Origin of the sequence: Cupriavidus oxalaticus (genome assembly GCF_038900635.1) — a bacterium.
Taxonomy (GTDB): domain Bacteria; phylum Pseudomonadota; class Gammaproteobacteria; order Burkholderiales; family Burkholderiaceae; genus Cupriavidus; species Cupriavidus oxalaticus_B.
In genome coordinates this window covers 166976-184358 of sequence record NZ_JAYMRX010000001.1, presented here as the reverse complement: position 1 = coordinate 184358, position 17383 = coordinate 166976, and the positions used below count along the sequence as shown (strand labels likewise).

The window sequence follows — 17383 nt, the reverse complement described above, 5'->3', positions numbered from 1 at the left end:
CACGTGTTCTCTTCTTCCTATAACAGCCTGCCGCCGCTGCCGCACCGGCTATTCCTGCTGCTGACGGTGGTGTGGGCTGGCAGCCTCTGGACGGTTGGCTACATGGTGGCGCCGACGCTGTTCTCTGTACTGCCCAGCCGCGAGATGGCCGGCATGATCGCCGGTCACCTGTTCCATACCGAAGCCATCGTCGGTGTGACCATCGGCGTGCTGCAGCTGGTGTTGTGCAACGTGATGATCCGCCGCGGCGCCAACCGCTATCGCGGCCTGCGCTGGCTGGTGCTCGGCATGCTGTGCTGCGTGCTGGTCGGCTACTTCGGCATCCAGCCGTTCATGGGCAGCCTGAAGGAGAAAGCACAGGCGCTGGGGCTGGGTGTTTCGGAATCGCCTTACCAGGCGCAGTTCGGCATGCTGCACGGCGCGTCGAGTGCTTTCTACCTGCTGCAAAGCCTGCTCGCGCTGGTGCTGGTGTGGCGCGCTTCGGCGCCGCGTTCGGCCGGGGAGTGAATGCCGCGGCCACCGGGCGGTGGCCGCTTCGATGGAGCCTGTCAGCTGAGGGCTTTCTTTTTCTGGCTGGTCGGCCGCGCGCGCGCGCGCTTGACGTTGCCACCCGCGGTGACGCGCTCGTTGCCGAGTACGGTCACTTCCTTGCGGGTCGGACGCCGATTCGGTGCGGCGCTGGGTTTCTTGACCGTCACCGTGCGCGGCGCGGAGCCGCCGCGGCGTGCCGGGGCAAGGCGGCCCAGGCTATCCGGCTGGTTTTCCTTCAGGCGCGCCTCGCCCGGGCGCCAGACCACCAGCAGCTTGCCGATATGCTGGATCGGCGCGGCGTGCAGCGCGTCACAGATTTCTTCGTAGATGGCAATGCGGGCGTCGCGGTCATCGCCGAATACGCGGATCTTGATCAGGTCGTGCGCAGCCAGGCTGCGGTCGATCTCGGCGAGCACGGCGCCGGTAAGGCCTTCGGCCCCAACCATGACGACCGGGTTCAGGGCATGGGCACGGGAGCGCAGTTCGGAGCGCTGGGCAGGAATCAGTTGTAGTGCGGGCATAGGTTGGCGCCGGTGGCGCTGGAGTTTGGTGCGCGGCGGGCCCGGCAGGTGCCGGTTCGGCAGGCGGGCGGAGCGCGAATTGGCGCGTATTATCCGTCAATCCGGCACTGTCGGGCGGCAAAATCATCAAAACAGTAGAAAAACCTTGCGCATGTGGCATTGGCCGCGTGCCGGGGCAGGCAACAGGCTGGAACTGGCATGGCAAAGAACAAGTTTAACCATTCGTGGCTGCACGACCACATCAACGACCCCTACGTGAAGATGGCGCAGCGGGAGGGCTATCGTGCCCGCGCCGCCTACAAGCTCAAGGAAATCGACGAGCAGGACAAGCTGATCCAGCCGGGGCAGGTCATCGTCGACCTGGGCGCGGCTCCTGGCAGCTGGAGCCAGTACGCACGCAACAAGCTGGCTGCGTCGAACCGGGCCAAGGACGGGAAGATCGACGGCGCGGTGGTCGCGATCGATATCCTGCCGATGGAGCCTGTCGCCGACGTCACTTTCATCCAGGGCGATTTCCGCGAGGAAGAGGTGTTCCGGCAACTCGAAAGCCTGGTACTGGAAGCTTCCGGCGGCGACAAGATCGACCTTGTTATCTCCGACATGGCCCCCAATTTGTCCGGTGTGGCCTCCGCCGATTCGGCCCGGATCGAGTACTTGTGCGATCTGGCCCTTGAGTTTGCACAGGCCCACCTGAAGCCGGAAGGCGCATTGCTGGTAAAGTGTTTCCACGGGAGCGGCTACAGCCAGATCGTGGAGAAGTTCAAACGGCAGTTCAAAGTGGTCGCGAAGCGCAAGCCCAAGGCGTCCCGCGACAAATCTTCCGAAACCTTTATCCTTGGGCGCTACCTGAAGGCGGTGGATTAACTGATTCCGGTCGAGGCCAGGGCAAAATAAGTGGGCGAAAGTGCCCCACCCGCACCTATCGGCGTCATAGTTTCGCTGTTTCCCCCCGAGGGCGGGCGCTGCATTACAATGCAGCTATCCGTTGGCAAGGCAATTGCAAAGGAGTTCGGCCTTGAATAACAACCTGTTTCAAAAGGCGGCAATCTGGCTCGTGATCGCGCTGGTGTTGTTTACCGTCTTCAAGCAGTTCGACAAGCCCCGTGCGCAGGACAGCGTCACCTATTCGCAGTTCATGGATGACGCCAAGAACGGCAAGGTGTCGCGTGTCGACGTGCAGGGCCGCAACCTGGTGGTCTCGCCTAAGGAAGGCGCCAAGTACACCATCATCTCGCCGGGCGACATCTGGATGGTCGGCGACCTGATGAAGTATGGCGTCCAGGTGACCGGCAAGGCGGATGACGAACCCAACGTGCTGGTCCAGGCGCTGTATTACCTCGGGCCGACCCTGCTGATCATCGTGTTCTGGTTCTACATGATGCGCCAGATGCAAGGCGGCGGGAAAGGCGGCGCATTCTCATTCGGCAAGTCGCGTGCGCGCCTGATCGACGAGAACCAGAACGCCGTCACGTTCCAGGACGTGGCCGGTTGCGATGAGTCCAAGGAAGAAGTGGTCGAGCTGGTCGACTTCCTGAAGGATCCGCAGAAATTCCAGAAGCTGGGCGGCCGTATCCCGCGCGGCGTGCTGCTGGTCGGCCCTCCGGGTACCGGCAAAACGCTGCTGGCGCGTGCCATCGCCGGCGAGGCCAAGGTGCCGTTCTTCAGCATCTCGGGTTCCGACTTCGTTGAAATGTTCGTCGGCGTGGGCGCGGCGCGAGTCCGCGACATGTTCGAGAATGCCAAGAAGCAGGCTCCCTGCATCGTGTTTATCGATGAAATCGACGCGGTCGGCCGCCATCGTGGCGCCGGCATGGGCGGCGGCAACGACGAGCGCGAGCAGACCCTGAACCAGATGCTGGTCGAGATGGACGGCTTCGAGGCCAACTCCGGCGTGATCGTGATCGCCGCGACCAACCGTGCCGACGTGCTGGACAAGGCGCTGCTGCGTCCGGGCCGTTTCGACCGCCAGGTCTACGTGGGCCTGCCGGACATCCGCGGCCGCGAGCAGATCCTGAAGGTTCATATGCGCAAGGTGCCGATTGGCAACGACGTCGACGCCTCGGTGATCGCGCGCGGTACTCCGGGCTTCTCGGGCGCCGACCTGGCCAACCTGGTCAACGAGGCTGCACTGTTTGCCGCCCGCCGCAACAAGCGCGTGGTCGACATGCAGGACTTCGAGGACGCCAAGGACAAGATCTACATGGGTCCGGAGCGCAAGTCGACGGTCATGCGCGAGGAAGAGCGCCGGGCCACGGCTTACCACGAGTCGGGCCACGCGGTGGTTGCCAAGCTGCTGCCCAAGGCAGATCCGGTGCACAAGGTCACCATCATGCCGCGTGGCTGGGCGCTGGGCGTGACCTGGCAGCTGCCCGAGCATGACAAGTATTCGAAGTACAAGGACAGCATGCTGGAAGAGGTTGCCATCCTCTTCGGCGGCCGGGCCGCGGAAGAGGTCTTCCTCAACGCCATGAGCACCGGTGCCTCCAACGACTTCGAGCGCGCCACCAAGATCGCCCGCGACATGGTGACCCGCTTCGGCATGAGCGATTCGCTCGGCGCCATGGTCTACGTGGATACCGAGCAGGACGGCATGTTCGGCAAGCTGTCGTCGAAGACCGTGTCGGAAGCCACGCAGCAGAAGGTCGACGCCGAGATCCGCCGCATCATCGACGAGCAATACGCGCTGGCCAAGCGCCTGCTTGAAGATAACCGCGACAAGGTCGAGGCCATGACCAACGCGCTGATGGAGTGGGAAACCATCGACGCCGACCAGGTCAACGACATCATGGCCGGCAAGCCGCCGCGTCCGCCGCGCGGTGTGTCGGGTCAGAACGGTGGCGGCAGCACGCCCCCGGGTGGCTCGCCGGTGGCGCCGACCAACGCGCCTGCCACGGCCTGATCGCATCAGCTCGTCGGCCTGACGACGCCTGCATGCTGGCTGTGTAATGCATGACCCTGAAGCCGGTGCCTGGTGCACCGGCTTTTCCTTTGGCGCGGCCGGGTTCGCGCACCGCTTTATTGAGTATTCCGACCTTGCAGCAGATTCCAGAGATCCGGTATTTCCAGTGCGGACGCTTCCGCTTTGCGCTAGACCAGCGCCCGCTCGTGATGGGCATCCTCAACGTGACGCCCGACTCCTTCTCGGACGGCGGCCAGCACGCCGGCCGCGATGCCGCCGTGCGCCGTGCCGAACAGATGATCGAGGAGGGGGTGGACATCATCGACATCGGCGGTGAATCCAGCCGGCCGGGCTCGGCCGCGCTGCCGCTGAAGGATGAGCTGGCGCGCGTGATCCCGGTGGTCGAGGCTTTGCGCGACTGCGGCAAGCCGCTGTCGATCGACACCTACAAGCCAGAGGTCATGCGCGCCGCCATTGCGGCGGGTGCCGATCTCATCAACGATATCTGGGGCTTCCGCATGCCTGGCGCGGTGGAGGCACTGGCAGCGCAGGAGGCAGGAAAAGCCGGGCTGTGCGTGATGCACATGCAGCGCGACCCTCAAACCATGCAGGAAGACCCGCACTACGAGGATGTGGTCAGTGAGGTGGCGGATTTTCTGGCCGAACGGATTGCCGTGCTGCGCGCTGCCGGCATCGACGACGCGCGCCTATCCCTCGATCCGGGGTTTGGCTTTGGCAAGACGCCGGATCATAATCTGCGCCTGCTCGGCCAGTTGCCGCGGATGGCGCTGGAAGGCCTGCCGGTACTGGCGGGGATCTCGCGCAAATCCACGCTGGGCGCGATTCTGGGCGGGCGCCCGCCACAGCAACGAATTGCCGCCAGCATTGCGGCCGCGGTGTGTGCGGTAGAGCGCGGTGCGTTTATCGTACGCGTGCATGATGTGGAGCAGACTGTGGACGCGGTCAAGACCTGGTGGGCCGTGCGCAACGAGTCTGTCACGGCAGCCTGAACACCCCGTCCACCCAAGGCAGGCGCCGCAGAGCGCCAGGTAGTGCAACGCAAGACAGATCAGAAAGGGAACAGCGAATGACACGCAAGTATTTCGGGACCGATGGCATCCGGGGGCGCGTTGGCGAGGCGCCGATCACTCCTGACTTCGTGATGCGCCTGGGCCATGCAGCCGGCAAGGTGCTGGCGCACGGCGCCAAGACCGGGCAGGGCCGCCCGACCGTGCTGATCGGCAAGGACACGCGCATTTCGGGCTATATGCTCGAAGCTGCGCTCGAAGCCGGCTTCACTTCGGCCGGCGTTCACGTGCTGCTGACGGGGCCGCTGCCGACGCCGGGCATTGCCTACCTGACGCGCGCGCTGCGCCTCTCGGCCGGCGTGGTGATCTCGGCCAGCCACAACCCGTACTACGACAACGGCATAAAGTTCTTCTCCGCCGATGGAGACAAGCTGCCCGACGCGGTCGAGGCCGAGATCGAGGCCGCGATCGACGAGCCGATGTTGTGCGCGCCCTCCGACGACCTGGGCCGCGCCCGCCGCATCAACGACGCCCCGGGCCGCTATATCGAGTTCTGCAAGAGCACGTTCCCGCACGAGCAGGACCTGCACGGGCTGAAGCTGGTGGTGGATTGCGCCCATGGCGCCGCCTATCACATCGCACCGCACGTCTTCCATGAACTTGGCGCCGACGTGGTCGCGATCGGCAACCAGCCGGACGGCCGCAATATCAATGCAGGCTATGGCGCCACCGCGCCCGCCAAACTGATCGAGGCTGTCAAGGCCAACGGCGCCGACCTGGGTCTGGCCTTCGACGGCGACGCCGACCGGCTGCAGGTGGTGGACGCCGACGGCCGCCTCTATAACGGCGACGAACTGCTGTACCTGATTGTGCGCGACCGCCAGTGCAACGGACAGGTGGTGCCCGGCGCGGTGGGTACGCTGATGACCAATATGGCGGTGGAACTGGCGCTGCAGCGCCAGGGTGTGGAGTTCGTGCGCGCCAAGGTCGGCGACCGCTATGTGCTGGAAGAGCTGAACAAGCGCAAGTGGACGCTGGGCGGCGAGGGCTCCGGCCACCTGTTGTGCCTTGACCGCCACAGCACCGGTGATGGCATCGTCTCGGCACTGCAGGTGCTGGCGGCACTGCGCCGCAGCGGCAAGACGCTGGCACAGTTGCTGGAGGGTGTGTCGCTGTTCCCGCAGACCCTGATCAACGTGCGCGTGCAGAAGGGCTTCGACTGGCAGTCGCATGCCGGCCTGCAAGCCGCGCGTGCCGAGGTCGAGCCGGCACTCGAAGGCCGTGGCCGGGTGCTGATCCGCGCCTCCGGCACGGAGCCTGTGGTACGGGTGATGGTGGAGGCTGAACAGGCCGACATGGCCGAGCGCGCCGCGAAGACGCTGGCTGACGCGCTGAGCGCCTGATCCGTCGCAGCGAATGCGGCAAACGCCGGGCTTGTCCCGGCGTTTTTCTGGGTAATTTTGCAATTAACCGCCGTCACATTGCATCGCCATGACAGTTCGATGGCGCCCCGAAACCCAAGCTGGCAGCGGCTTTCAAGAAGATTTAAAGATGTCACGGAATTGTCATATGGGGAGCATACAGTTCGTCTTGTCAAAAATTTGTCATTCCCAACCAATGTTCTCTGGAGGACATATGAAGCTGGTCAAGACTGCCGTAGCAGGCATCGTTTCGATGGTCGTAGCGGGTACTGCGTTCGCGGCGGAAATTACCGGTGCAGGCGCTTCCTTCCCGGCGCCCGTGTATTCCAAGTGGGCCGACGCATACAACAAAGCAACGGGCAACAAGGTCAACTATCAATCCATCGGCTCGTCGGGCGGCATCAAGCAGATCGGCGCCAAGACGGTCGATTTTGGCGCCTCGGACGCGCCGCTGAAGGACGAGGAACTGAACAAGCAGGGCCTGGTCCAGTTTCCGACGGTGATCGGCGGCGTGGTGCCGGTGATCAACCTGCAAGGCGTGAAGCCGGGCGAATTGACCATCACCGGCGAGGTGCTGGCCAATATCTACCTGGGCAAGATCAAGAAGTGGGACGACCCCGCCATCAAGGCGCTGAACCCGCAAGCCAAGCTGCCGAGCCAGGACATCCTGCCGGTGCGCCGCGCCGACGGTTCGGGCACCACCTTCATCTTCACCAACTACCTGTCCAAGGTCAGCGCTGACTGGAAGGGCACGGTGGGCGAGGGCACGACGGTCAACTGGCCGGGCGGCGGCACCGGCGGCAAGGGCAACGAGGGCGTGGCCGCCTTCGTGCAGCGCCTGAACGGCGCCATCGGCTACGTTGAGTACGCCTACGCCAAGCAAAACAAGATGACCCACGTGAACATGAAGAACGCGGCGGGTACCGTGGTCAAGCCGGGCGACGATGCCTTCAAGGCCGCCGCCGCCGGCGCGGACTGGAGCAAGAGCTACTACCAGATCCTGACCAACCAGCCGGGCAAGGAAGCATGGCCGATCGCCGGCGCCACCTTCATCCTGGTGCACAAGAACCAGGAAAAGCCGGCGCAGGGCGCGGAAGTGCTGAAGTTCTTCGACTGGGCCTACAAGAGCGGCGCCAACATGGCCGCCGACCTGGACTACGTACCGCTGCCGGAGAGCGTGGTCAACCAGATCCGTTCGACCTGGAAGACCAGCGTAAAGGACGCCTCGGGCAAGGCGCTGTACTGATCTGACGGCATCGCCGGCCCCGCGCGAGCGCGGGGCCGGTGTCCGGGCAGCCTGACTCTCGTCCGGACACCGCGCTCCCGCCCAGGCGGGAGTGGCGATCCACCCTGAATTCTCCGACATGGCGACTATTCCCTCCGACACCCGCGGCGTCCAGCCTCCGAGCCGGCTCGGCGACATCCTGTTCGGCGGCCTGACGCGCGGCGCCGCCATCGTGACGCTGCTGCTGCTGGGCGGCATCATCGTCTCGCTGGCGATCAGCGCCTGGCCCTCGATCGAGGCCTTCGGCGCGCGCTTCCTGTGGTCCGCGGAGTGGGATCCTCCCGCCGATGTCTACGGTGCGCTGGTGCCCATCTACGGCACCATCGTGACATCGCTGATCGCGCTGATCATCGCGGTGCCGGTGAGCTTCGGCATCGCCCTGTTCCTGACCGAGCTGTCGCCTGCCTGGCTGCGCCGCCCGCTGGGCACCGCCATCGAGCTGCTCGCCGCGGTGCCGTCCATCGTGTACGGCATGTGGGGCCTGCTCGTGTTCGCGCCGATTTTCGGCGAGTATTTCCAGAAGCCCCTGGCCGCCACGGTAGGCCAGCTGCCGGTGATCGGCAAGCTGTTCCAGGGCGCGCCGCTGGGTATTGGCCTGCTGTGCGCGGGCGTGATCCTGGCGATCATGATCATCCCTTACATCGCCTCGGTGATGCGCGACGTGTTTGAAGTCACTCCGGTGCTGCTCAAGGAATCCGCCTACGGCGTGGGCTGCACCACCTGGGAAGTGATGTGGAACGTGGTGCTGCCCTATACCCGCGCCGGCGTCATCGGCGGCGTGATGCTGGGCCTGGGCCGCGCGCTGGGCGAGACCATGGCCGTCACCTTCGTGATCGGCAATACCAACCTGCTAGACAGCGCATCGCTGTTCTCGCCGGGCAACAGCATCACCTCGGCACTCGCCAACGAGTTCGCCGAAGCCGGCGCCGGCCTGCATACGGCCGCGCTGATGGAGCTGGGCCTGATCCTGTTCTTCATTACCTTCGTGGTGCTGGCGCTGTCCAAGCTGTTGCTGCTGCGACTCGCCAAGAATGAGGGCGCCAAATGAGCCAAGCGAGCCAAGCTGTGTCTTCCGTATCTATCCCCGCCGTCCGTCCCGATGCCGATGCCGTGCGCGCGCGCCTGCAGGGCCGCCGCCGCCGCATCAACCTGTATGCGCTGACCGCTTCGCTGGTGGCGATGGGCTTCGGCCTGTTCTGGCTGGCGTGGATCCTGTGGACCACTGTCACGCTGGGCGTGGGCGGCCTGTCGCTGGACCTGTTCACGCAGATGACGCCGGCACCCAACACCGCCGGCGGCGGCCTGGCCAACGCCATCTTCGGCAGCTTCGTGATGGTGGGCATGGCCACGCTGTTCGGCACGCCGCTGGGCATCCTGGCCGGCATCTACCTGGCCGAGTATGGCCAGCGCTCGCCGCTGGCCAGCTTTATCCGCTTCATCAACGACATCCTGCTGTCGGCGCCGTCGATCGTGATCGGCCTCTTTGTCTACGCGCTGGTGGTGACCCGCATGGGGCACTTCTCCGGCTGGGCAGGCATCTGCGCGCTGGCGCTGCTGCAGATCCCGATCGTGGTGCGCACCACCGAGAACATGCTGAACCTGGTGCCCAACTCGCTGCGCGAGGCGGCCTTCGCCCTGGGCACGCCCAAGTGGAAGATGGTGATGTCGATCACGGTGAAGTCATCGTACGCCGGCATTGTGACTGGCGTATTGCTGGCGGTGGCACGTATCGCCGGTGAAACCGCGCCGCTGTTGTTCACCGCGCTGTCCAACCAGTTCTGGACCTCCGACCTGAACAAGCCGATGGCCAACCTGCCGGTGACCATCTTCCGCTTCGCCATGAGCCCGTTCACCGAATGGCAGCAACTGGCCTGGGCGGGCGTGTTCCTGATCACCGTCGGCGTGCTGGCCCTGAACATCCTGGCGCGCATCCTGTTCAAGAAGCATTAAGCGGCGCAACGACCTATCCCACGTTTCGCCCTGAAGACTGCAAGCTGACTGCAAGCGAGAGAACGCAATGACCTCTACCGTCATCGACATTCCTGATTCGGTACGCGCCAAGATCGATGTGCGCGACCTGAACTTCTACTACGGCCAGTTCCATGCGCTGAAGAACATCAACATGTCGATCCCCGACCGCAAGGTCACGGCTTTCATCGGCCCCTCGGGCTGCGGCAAGTCGACGTTGCTGCGCACCTTCAACAAGATGTATGCGCTTTATCCCGAGCAGCGTGCCGAGGGCGAGATCAACATGGACGGCGACAACCTGCTGACCGCCAGGCAGGACATCGCGCTGCTGCGCGCCAAGGTCGGCATGGTGTTCCAGAAGCCGACGCCGTTCCCGATGTCGATCTACGACAACATTGCCTTTGGCGTGCGCCTGTTCGAGAAGCTGTCGCGCTCGGAGATGGATGACCGCGTGGAATGGGCGCTGACCAAGGCCGCGCTGTGGAACGAAGCCAAGGACAAGCTGAACCAGTCTGGCTACGGCCTGTCCGGCGGCCAGCAGCAGCGCCTGTGCATCGCGCGCGGCATCGCCATCCGCCCGGAAGTGCTGCTGCTCGACGAGCCATGCTCGGCGCTGGACCCGATCTCCACCGGCCGCATCGAAGAACTGATCGCCGAGCTGAAGGACGAGTACACCGTGGTGATCGTGACCCACAACATGCAGCAGGCCGCGCGCTGCTCGGACTTCACCGCCTACATGTACCTGGGCGAGCTGATCGAGTTCGGCGAGACCGAGAAGATCTTCATCAAGCCGCACCGCAAGGAAACGGAAGACTACATCACCGGCCGGTTCGGCTGATTCCGACGCTGGAAAGCAGGGCAAGGATTAGCATATCCATAGCGGCCAGGAGAAACCCATGACTGACAAGCACCTGTCGACCCAGTTCGACGCCGACCTCAATGCGATCAACACCAAGCTGCTGCAGATGGGCGGGCTGGTCGAGTCGCAGATCGAAGTTGCCATGCGCGCGCTGGCTGACTTCGACGCCGACCTGGCCGACCAGGTCATCGCACGCGAGCAGCAGCTCAACGCGCTGGAAGTCGAGATCGATGCCGATTGCGGCAATATCATCGCGCGGCGCCAGCCGACCGCGCGCGACCTGCGCCTGGTGATGGCCATTTCCAAGACCATCACCAACCTGGAGCGCGCCGGCGACGAGGCGGAGAAGATCGCCAAGCGCACCAAGCACATCATGGAAGACGCGTCGGCGCACAGCATCAACTATGCCGAGGTGAAGCTGTCGGGCGAGATGGCGATCTCGCTACTGCGCCAGGCCCTGGACGCCTTTGCCCGCCTGGATACCGTGGCGGCGGCACGCATCGTCAAGGACGACAAGGCGATCGACGAGGAATTCCGCGGCTTCGTGCGCAAGCTCATCACGTACATGATGGAAGACCCGCGCACGATCTCGGTCGCGCTGGATTTCCTCTTTATCGCCAAGGCGGTGGAGCGCATCGGCGACCACGCCAAGAACATCGCGGAATTTATCATTTACATTGTCAAGGGGACGGACGTCCGCCATGCCTCGCGCGAGGACATGGAGCGCGAAGCCCTGAGCTGAGCCGCCTGATTGCGGAGAACGATACACATGCCAAGCAGTATTCTCGTTGTCGAAGACGAACCGGCGATCGCCGAACTGATCGCCGTCAACCTGCAGCACGCGGGGCACTATCCGATCAGGGCCTATAACGCCGAGCAAGCGCTGTCGCTGATGAGCGACGTGCTGCCCGACCTAGTGCTGCTGGACTGGATGCTCCCGGGCAAGTCGGGCGCGACCTTCGCCAAGGAGTTGCGGGCAAACGACCGCACCCGCCAGATCCCGATCATCATGCTGACTGCCCGCGGCGAGGAGCAGGACAAGGTGATGGGCCTGGAAGCCGGTGCCGACGACTACGTCACCAAGCCGTTTTCGCCCAAGGAGTTGCTCGCCCGCATCAAGGCAGTGCTGCGCCGCCGCGCGCCGCAGCTGACCGACGACGTGGTGGCGATCAATGGCCTGCGGCTGGACCCGGCCACGCATCGTGTCACCGGCGAGGACGACGGTGGCCCGATCAAGCTGGACCTTGGCCCAACCGAGTTTCGCCTGCTGCACTTCCTGATGACCCATCCGGAGCGCGTGCACAGTCGTTCGCAACTGCTCGACCAGGTCTGGGGCGACCATGTCTTTGTCGAAGAGCGCACCGTCGACGTGCACATCAAGCGCCTGCGCGCAGCGCTTACTCCAGGTGGCTACAGCAACATGATCGAAACCGTGCGCGGCAGCGGCTACCGCCTTGCGCGCGCTCCCGGCGCCTGAGGGGGCCGGCTGGCCGGGGCGGTGCCATTCGCCCCGTGCCACTACTCACGCTGCTGGCAGGGCGCGGCGAATTCGTGGCACACTCCGTCGCAACCCCATGCGGCCGCTGCCGGCCGCTAGCCTGAACCCTGCGCATGAATGTCATCTGGGCCCGTTCCGCGGCTATCCTGATCAGCCTGGTGGTGGTAGCCGCCGGCGTCTTCCTGGCCTTCGGCCCGATTGCCGCGCTGGCACTGGCCTGCGCGGTGCTGTTCGGGCTGCTTTGCTTCTACCTGTACCAGATCAATCGCCTGTGGAAGGTGCTCGACGCGCCCGTCTACGGCGAGATCCCGAGCGCCGTGGGCCTGTGGGGCGAGGTGTATTACCGGCTGCACCGGCTGGTCAAGCGCTGGCGCACGCAGGTGCTGCAGGTCGAGCAGCAGCACACCCGCTTTATCCAGGCAATCCAGGCTTCGCCGAACGGCGTGCTGATGCTCGACGATGCCGACCAGATCGAATGGTGCAACGACGTGGCCGAGCAGCACTTCGGCCTGAACGCGCGCCGCGACGTGCGCCAGCGCATCACGCACCTGATCCGCCGGCCCGAGTTTGTCCACTACCTGACGCGGCAGCGTTTCGACGATCCGCTGGTGATGCGCGACATGGGCGAACACAAGCACAGCGTGATCGCGGTGCAGATCCTGCCCTACGGCGACAACCGCAAGCTGGTGATCACGCAGGACATCACCAAGCTCGAAAATACCGAGGCGATGCGCCGCGATTTCGTCGCCAACGTTTCGCATGAACTCAAGACGCCGCTGACGGTGCTGACTGGTTTCCTGGAAACCGTGCGCGACCTGCCAGTGCCGGAAGACGATCGCCGCCGCTATGTCGACATGATGCTGGTGCAGTCGATGCGCATGCAAAGCATCGTCGAAGACCTGCTGGCGCTGGCCAAGCTGGAAAGCGATGCGCAGCCGCCGGGCAACGACATGGTGGCCGTGCAGGCGATGGTCGCGCATCTGATGCATGATGCCGAAGCGCTGTCGCAAGGCCGGCACAAGATCGCGGCCGAGATCGACCCCACGGTGGGATTCCGCGGCGCCGAGACGGAGCTGTTGTCGGCGCTGGGCAACCTGGTGTCCAACGCAGTGCGCTACACGCCGGAAGGCGGGCGCATCTCGCTGCGGCTGGGCTGGGAAGAGGGCCATGCGGTGTTCTCGGTGGCCGACACCGGGCTTGGTATCGCCGCCGAGCATATTCCGCGGCTGACCGAGCGCTTCTACCGCGTCGACCGCAGCCGTTCGCGCGATACCGGCGGCACCGGGCTGGGCCTGGCCATCGTCAAGCACGTGCTGTCGCGCCACCATGCCGACCTGCGCGTGACCAGCGAGGAAGGGCGCGGCAGTGTGTTCCGCATCATCTTTCCGCTGGAGCGCAGCGTGCGCAGCCTGAGCGACGCGGCCGCCGCCGTGCCGGCATCGCCGCAGGCACCGGATTCTTCGCGCCGGGCCGCCTGAACGCTCCGCGTCGCCGGTCCATCAAAGCAACAAGCCCCGCCGCGGCGGGGCTTGTTGCTTTCCGTGCAGCAATCACGGATTGCCGCCGAACATCGCCAGCATGTCGTTCTGGCTGACACGCGGATGCCTGGAGCGCGTCTGCTTGCGCATGTAATTGCCGTCCGGCTGCATGATCCACGCCGAAGCATTGTCGCGCAGGTGCACCTGCAGGCTTTCCTTGATCACGCGCGCCTTCAGCGCCTTGTCCAGCACGGGGAAGGCCACCTCGACGCGGCGGAACAGGTTGCGATCCATCCAGTCGGCGCTGGACAGGTACAGCACCTCTTCGCCGCCCGCGCGGAAATAATAGACGCGATGGTGTTCCAGAAACCGCCCGACGATCGACCGCACCGAGATGTTCTCGGACATGCCCGGCACGCCCGGCATCAGCGCGCAGACGCCGCGCACGATCAGGTCGATCTTCACCCCCGCGCGCGATGCCTTGTACAGCTCGTCGATGATCGACGCTTCCAGCAGCGCATTCATCTTGGCGATGATCCGGGCCGGCTTGCCGGCGCGCGCGTTGCGGGCTTCGGCGCGGATATGCTCGACCAGGTTGGTCTGCATGGTGAACGGCGACTGCCACAGGTGGTTCAGCCGGATCGTGCCGGCGGTGCCGGTCAGCAACTGGAACACGTGGTGCACGTCTTCGCAGATCGCCTCATCGGCGGTCAGCAGCCCGAAGTCGGTATAGAGACGTGCGGTGCGCGGATGGTAGTTGCCCGTGCCCAGGTGGGCGTAGCGGCGCAGCTTGACCTGCTTGGCCTTGGGGCCGGCAGGCTCGCGGCGCACGATCAGCAGCATCTTGGCGTGGCATTTGTGGCCGACCACGCCATAGATTACGTGCGCGCCGGCCGATTCCAGCCGCTCGGCCCAGTTGATATTGGTCTCTTCGTCGAAACGCGCAAGCAGTTCCACCACCACGGTGACTTCCTTGCCGTTGCGCGCGGCGGTCATCAGCGCTTCCATCACCAGCGACTCGTTGCCGGTGCGGTACACGGTCTGCTTGATCGCGACCACGTTGGGATCCGCGGCGGCCAGTTGCAGCAGGTCGAGCACCGAGCTGAAGCTCTCGTACGGGTGGTGCAGCAGCACGTCCTGCTGGCGCATCACGTCGAAAATCGAGGCCCCCGCGGCAAACGGCTTCACCGGCGCCGGCACATAGGGCGGGTACTTGAGGGCGGGGCGATCGACCATGTCGGGGATCTGCATCAGCCGCACCAGGTTCACCGGGCCGGAGACACGGTACAGGTCCTGCTCGCTCAGGCCCGATTCCAGCAGCAGCCGGCGCGACAGCGGAGCCGGCGTGTCGGAGGACACCTCCAGCCGCACCGTGTCGCCGAAATGGCGCGTCGGCAGTTCGCCCTGCAGCGCTTCGCGCAGGTCGGTGATTTCGTCCTCGGAAACGAACAGGTCGGAATTGCGCGTGACGCGGAACTGGTAGCAGCCGTGCACCGCAATCGCCGGGAACAACTCATGCACGAAGCCCTGCATGAACGACGACAGCATCACGAAGCCGAACGGGTAGCCCGACAGCTTCTCCGGCATCTTCACCACGCGCGGCAACGCGCGCGGCGCCTGCACGATGGCGAGGTCGGCATCGCGGCCGAAGGCATCCTTGCCGGACAGCTCGACCACGAAGTTCAGGCTCTTGTTGAGCACGCGCGGGAAGGGGTGGGCGGGGTCCAGCGCGATCGGCGTCAGCACCGGCGCCAGCTCGCGCTGGAAGAACTCCCGCGCCCATTCGCGCTGGGCGTCGGTCCAGGTCGTGGTCAGGTGGAAAAAGACACCTTCTTTTTCAAGAAGTGGAAAAATGGTGTTCTGCAGCATGTCATACTGCGAAGCAACAAGCCGCTGCGTGCGCTCGGTGACAAGCTGGTAAGTCTGCTGGAAGGACAGCCCGTCCGGTGTCAGACCCGAAGCGTTGTCGCGCATCTGTTCCTTCAGGCCCGCCATGCGGATTTCAAAGAACTCGTCCAGATTGCTGGACACGATGCAGATAAACTTCAGCCTTTCCAGCAGCGGTACCTTAGGGTCGGCGGCTTGCGCTAGCACACGGGCATTGAATTCCAGGATGCCCAGCTCTCGATTGAGCAGCGTACTGGACGGCGTCGTCGACATGGTCATGACCTTCTTTTGGTAAGGTGGCGACTTTTCCATAAAATCGTGTCACTTTTGTGACAGTTTGATTTTGTCATGATGCGGACATGACAAGGACATATTTTTCCGGGGCGCGAGCGCCGGCAGCGGGCACTTGCCCGGGCCGAGCTACGCAACACGAACGCGAACCAGCCTCCTAGCATACGATGAACAACACTCCACGCCTGCTCGCCGCCGTCGACATGGGCTCGAACAGTTTCCGCCTGATGATCGGGCGGGTGGACGAGACCACCACGGCCAACGGCACCGCGAGCCAGATCTTCCAGGTTGACGCCCTGCGTGAGCCCGTGCGGCTGGCGGCTGGCCTGACGCCCGACAAGTACCTGGACCAGCCCGCGCGCAGGCGCGGCATCGATGCGCTGCGGCGCTTCGGCGACCGCCTGCGCGACTTTGCGCCCGAGCAGGTGCGTGCGGTCGCCACCAATACGCTGCGCGTCGCCAAGAATGCATCCGAGTTCCTGATCGAGGCCGAGAACGCGCTCGGCTTCCCGATCGAAGTCATCGCCGGGCGCGAAGAAGCGCGGCTGATCTACCTGGGCGCTTCGCACGATGCGCCGGCCTGTCAGGGCAACCGGCTGGTGGTGGACATTGGCGGCGGCTCGACCGAATTCATCATCGGCAGCGGCTATCAGTCCAAGCTGATGGAAAGCCTGTACATCGGCTGCGTATCGCATAGCCGGCAGTTCTTCCCCAGCGGCAATGTCGACGAATACGCGATGAAGCAGGCCGAGCTGGCCGCGCGCCGCGAGATCCAGGTGCTGGTGCGCCAGTACCGCGCCGCCGGCTGGGAGCAGGCGGTCGGTTCGTCCGGCACGGCGCGCGCGCTGGCCGAGCTGATCGAGCTCAACGGCATGAACGACAACCCGGCCGACCACGGCATCACGCGCGAAGGACTGGAGCGCCTCAAGCGTGCGCTGGTCAAGGCCGAGAACACCAACCGCGTCAAGCTTACCGGGCTGAAGGCGGACCGCATTCCGGTGCTGCCGGGCGGGTTGTCGATCATGCTGGGCGTGTTCGCCGAACTCGACATCGACCGCATGGACGTCACCGACGGCGCGTTGCGCCTGGGTGTGCTGTATGACCTGCTGGGGCGCAGCCACCATGAGGACATGCGCACCGTTACGGTCGACCAGTTCATGCGCCGCTACGGCGTCGACCGCGCCCAGGCAGGGCGCGTGCGTGGTACCTCGCAGGCGCTGCTGGCGCAGTTTCCGGAACCCGCCAACGAACGGCGCGATGACAACCTGGCGCTGCTGGGCTGGGCCGCGAGCTTGCATGAGATCGGCATGTCGATCTCGCACAGCGGCTACCACAAGCACTCGGCGTATATCGCCACGCATGCGGACATGCCGGGCTTCTCCAAGACCGACCAGGCGCGGCTGGCCACGCTGCTGCTGGGGCATGCGGGCAAGCTTGGCAAGCTGTCGGGCAGCGGCAAGTTCGTCGACTGGCGCATGCTGTTCAGCCTGCGCCTGGCCTTCGTGCTGTGCCGGCGCCGTTCGGACGTCGGCTCGCCCGATATCCGCGTCAGCCAGCTGGCCGAGGCGCTCGACGAGGGCTTCGAGGTGCGCCTGCCCAAGATGTGGATCGAGGCCAATCCACTGATCGAATACAGCCTCGCGCAGGAGGCCGACGAATGGCAGCGAATCGGCAAGCGCTACAAGGTCGTCTACGACTGACGAACGGCTGAGCGTGG

At 64.7% G+C, this 17383-nt stretch carries 15 protein-coding genes; 13 read left to right on the top strand and 2 right to left on the bottom strand.

The genetic code is table 11. The features are described from left to right. Positions 1–3 precede the first annotated feature (3 nt). Positions 4–507: a DUF4149 domain-containing protein gene (locus tag VSR71_RS00820; protein ID WP_342912081.1), complete on the top strand. Its 504-nt coding sequence runs from the start codon at positions 4–6 to the stop codon at positions 505–507. Between the two features lie 41 nt (positions 508–548). Here the strand turns inward: VSR71_RS00820 and VSR71_RS00815 are convergent, their stop codons facing one another. Then, positions 549–1052 (bottom strand): YhbY family RNA-binding protein, encoded by a 504-nt coding sequence (locus VSR71_RS00815; RefSeq protein WP_342912080.1) that lies wholly within the window; start codon positions 1050–1052, stop codon positions 549–551. A 198-nt stretch (positions 1053–1250) separates the two neighbouring features. Here VSR71_RS00815 and VSR71_RS00810 point away from each other — a divergent pair, with 198 nt between their 5' ends. From VSR71_RS00810 to phoR, 11 genes are all read left to right on the top strand, one after another. Further along, positions 1251–1916 carry an RlmE family RNA methyltransferase gene (locus VSR71_RS00810; RefSeq protein ID WP_029046379.1) on the top strand — a complete coding sequence of 222 codons (666 nt, stop codon included), beginning with the start codon at positions 1251–1253 and terminating at the stop codon, positions 1914–1916. Between the two features lie 151 nt (positions 1917–2067). Next, entirely contained in the window at positions 2068–3951 is a 1884-nt protein-coding gene (ftsH, locus tag VSR71_RS00805; protein ID WP_342912079.1) for an ATP-dependent zinc metalloprotease FtsH, read from the top strand. A gap of 209 nt (positions 3952–4160) precedes the next feature. Next, the gene (folP, locus tag VSR71_RS00800; protein WP_342912662.1) at positions 4161–4961 is read left to right on the top strand and encodes a dihydropteroate synthase; all 801 of its coding nucleotides are present in this window, start codon (positions 4161–4163) and stop codon (positions 4959–4961) included. Between the two features lie 77 nt (positions 4962–5038). After that, positions 5039–6382 (top strand): phosphoglucosamine mutase, encoded by a 1344-nt coding sequence (gene glmM, locus VSR71_RS00795; protein WP_342912078.1) that lies wholly within the window; start codon positions 5039–5041, stop codon positions 6380–6382. A 232-nt stretch (positions 6383–6614) separates the two neighbouring features. Continuing rightward, on the top strand, positions 6615–7646 hold the full coding sequence (gene pstS / locus VSR71_RS00790) for a phosphate ABC transporter substrate-binding protein PstS (RefSeq protein WP_342912077.1): 1032 nt from the start codon (positions 6615–6617) through the stop codon (positions 7644–7646). Positions 7647–7764: 118 nt separating this feature from the next. After that, a complete protein-coding gene (gene pstC / locus VSR71_RS00785; RefSeq protein WP_018007824.1) occupies positions 7765–8733 on the top strand; it encodes a phosphate ABC transporter permease PstC in 969 nt (322 codons plus the stop codon). After that, positions 8730–9635, top strand: a complete 906-nt coding sequence (gene pstA / locus VSR71_RS00780) for a phosphate ABC transporter permease PstA (protein WP_342912076.1) — start codon at positions 8730–8732, stop codon at positions 9633–9635. The genes pstC and pstA overlap by 4 nt, the downstream gene beginning before the upstream one ends. Positions 9636–9702: 67 nt before the next feature. After that, entirely contained in the window at positions 9703–10491 is a 789-nt protein-coding gene (pstB, locus tag VSR71_RS00775) for a phosphate ABC transporter ATP-binding protein PstB (protein WP_342912075.1), read from the top strand. A 58-nt stretch (positions 10492–10549) separates the two neighbouring features. Then, positions 10550–11254: a phosphate signaling complex protein PhoU gene (gene phoU / locus VSR71_RS00770; RefSeq protein ID WP_342912074.1), complete on the top strand. Its 705-nt coding sequence runs from the start codon at positions 10550–10552 to the stop codon at positions 11252–11254. A 27-nt stretch (positions 11255–11281) separates the two neighbouring features. After that, positions 11282–11989 (top strand): phosphate regulon transcriptional regulator PhoB, encoded by a 708-nt coding sequence (phoB, locus tag VSR71_RS00765; RefSeq protein WP_342912073.1) that lies wholly within the window; start codon positions 11282–11284, stop codon positions 11987–11989. A 134-nt stretch (positions 11990–12123) separates the two neighbouring features. After that, positions 12124–13488, top strand: a complete 1365-nt coding sequence (phoR, locus tag VSR71_RS00760) for a phosphate regulon sensor histidine kinase PhoR (protein ID WP_342912072.1) — start codon at positions 12124–12126, stop codon at positions 13486–13488. 72 nt (positions 13489–13560) lie between these two features. Here phoR and ppk1 read toward each other — a convergent pair whose 3' ends face one another. Beyond that, complete coding sequence (ppk1, locus tag VSR71_RS00755; RefSeq protein WP_342912071.1) at positions 13561–15687, bottom strand: polyphosphate kinase 1; 2127 nt, start codon at positions 15685–15687, stop codon at positions 13561–13563. 146 nt (positions 15688–15833) lie between these two features. On the opposite strand from ppk1, the gene ppx reads away from it, so the two are divergent. Then, positions 15834–17366 (top strand): exopolyphosphatase, encoded by a 1533-nt coding sequence (gene ppx, locus VSR71_RS00750; protein WP_342912070.1) that lies wholly within the window; start codon positions 15834–15836, stop codon positions 17364–17366. Positions 17367–17383: the final 17 nt, after the last annotated feature.

Coding starts and splice junctions, on each gene's coding strand:
- VSR71_RS00815 (WP_342912080.1), bottom strand. CDS start 1,052: ATGCCCGCACTACAACTGATTCCTGCCCAGCGCTCCGAACTGCGCTCC.
- VSR71_RS00810 (WP_029046379.1), top strand. CDS start 1,251: ATGGCAAAGAACAAGTTTAACCATTCGTGGCTGCACGACCACATCAAC.
- folP (WP_342912662.1), top strand. CDS start 4,161: ATGGGCATCCTCAACGTGACGCCCGACTCCTTCTCGGACGGCGGCCAG.
- glmM (WP_342912078.1), top strand. CDS start 5,039: ATGACACGCAAGTATTTCGGGACCGATGGCATCCGGGGGCGCGTTGGC.
- pstS (WP_342912077.1), top strand. CDS start 6,615: ATGAAGCTGGTCAAGACTGCCGTAGCAGGCATCGTTTCGATGGTCGTA.
- pstC (WP_018007824.1), top strand. CDS start 7,765: ATGGCGACTATTCCCTCCGACACCCGCGGCGTCCAGCCTCCGAGCCGG.
- pstA (WP_342912076.1), top strand. CDS start 8,730: ATGAGCCAAGCGAGCCAAGCTGTGTCTTCCGTATCTATCCCCGCCGTC.
- pstB (WP_342912075.1), top strand. CDS start 9,703: ATGACCTCTACCGTCATCGACATTCCTGATTCGGTACGCGCCAAGATC.
- phoU (WP_342912074.1), top strand. CDS start 10,550: ATGACTGACAAGCACCTGTCGACCCAGTTCGACGCCGACCTCAATGCG.
- phoB (WP_342912073.1), top strand. CDS start 11,282: ATGCCAAGCAGTATTCTCGTTGTCGAAGACGAACCGGCGATCGCCGAA.
- phoR (WP_342912072.1), top strand. CDS start 12,124: ATGAATGTCATCTGGGCCCGTTCCGCGGCTATCCTGATCAGCCTGGTG.
- ppk1 (WP_342912071.1), bottom strand. CDS start 15,687: ATGGAAAAGTCGCCACCTTACCAAAAGAAGGTCATGACCATGTCGACG.
- ppx (WP_342912070.1), top strand. CDS start 15,834: ATGAACAACACTCCACGCCTGCTCGCCGCCGTCGACATGGGCTCGAAC.